The sequence below is a fragment of the Pseudooceanicola lipolyticus genome, assembly GCF_002786325.1.
Lineage (GTDB): Bacteria > Pseudomonadota > Alphaproteobacteria > Rhodobacterales > Rhodobacteraceae > Pseudooceanicola_C > Pseudooceanicola_C lipolyticus.
Genome location: NZ_PGTB01000363.1, coordinates 1 through 1,150 on the forward strand (window position 1 = coordinate 1; position 1,150 = coordinate 1,150).

General features: G+C 69.9%; 1 protein-coding gene. It reads left to right on the top strand.

The window, feature by feature from the left end:
* On the top strand, positions 1–1,150 hold a 1,150-nt coding region (locus tag CVM52_RS25935; protein ID WP_205965040.1), incomplete at both ends, for a serine protease.

Sequence of the window (1,150 nt, forward strand, 5' to 3'; positions counted from 1 at the left end):
GGTGGCCGAGCCCGCCCCGGCCGCCGAAGCCGAGACCGTGGTGGCCGCGCCCGCCCTGCCCGAGATCAAGCCCGCCGACGAGACCCCGGCCGAGGCCCGGCAGAGCGAAAGTGCCCTGACCCGCGAGGAACGGATGGCGCTGCAGGTGGCGCTGCAATCGCAGGGCTTTTACAACTCGGCCATCGACGGCGCCTTTGGCCGCGGCACCCGCGCCTCGATGGAAGCCTGGCAAACCGCCAATAATTACGAGGCGACGGGCATCCTGACCACGCTGCAGCGCCAGGCGCTGATGGATCAGTATAACGCGCCGCTGATCTCGGTCGGGATGCGCAGCCACAGCGATGCCCAGGCCGGGATCCGCATGGACCTGCCGCTGGGCGCGGTCAGCTTTGCCCGCTACGAGCCGCCCTTCGCCCATTTCGACAGCACCGGCGAGCTGCCGGTGCGGGTGCTGCTGATCAGCCAGCCCGGCGATCAGGCCACGCTGTACGGGCTCTACGATATCATGCAGACGCTGGAGATCGTGCCGTTGCAGGGCCCGCGCGAGCGTGGCAGCGATGCCTTCACCCTGGAGGGCCGCAATGGCGACATCGTCTCCTATACCGAGGCGGCGCTGCAGAACGGGCGCATCAAGGGCTTTACCCTGATCTGGCCGACTGGCGACGAGGCGCGGCGCGAGCGGGTGCTGGCGGCGATGAAAGCCAGTTTCGAGCGCACTGACGGCGTGCTCGACCCCGCCGCCGGCGGCAATGCCGAGCAGAATATCGACCTGGTTTCGGGCCTGCAGATCCGCAAGCCGCGGCTGGCGCGCTCGGGCTTCTATGTCGATCCCCAGGGCACCCTGGTGACCACGGTCGAGGCGGTGCAGAACTGCACCCGGATCACCGTCGACCAGGATTACCAGGCCGAGGTGGTGGCCACCGACGAGACGCTGGGCGTGGCGGTGCTGCGCCCGTCGGCGCCGCTGGCGCCGCTGTCGGTGGCGCATCTGCGCGATGACGCGCCGCGGTTGCAATCGGATGTCGCGGTCGCCGGCTATTCCTATGGCGGGGTGCTGGGCGCACCGACCCTGACCTTCGGCACGCTGGCCGACATTAAGGGGCTGGGCGGCGAGACCGAGCAGACCCGGCTGGCGCTGGCCGCGCTGCCC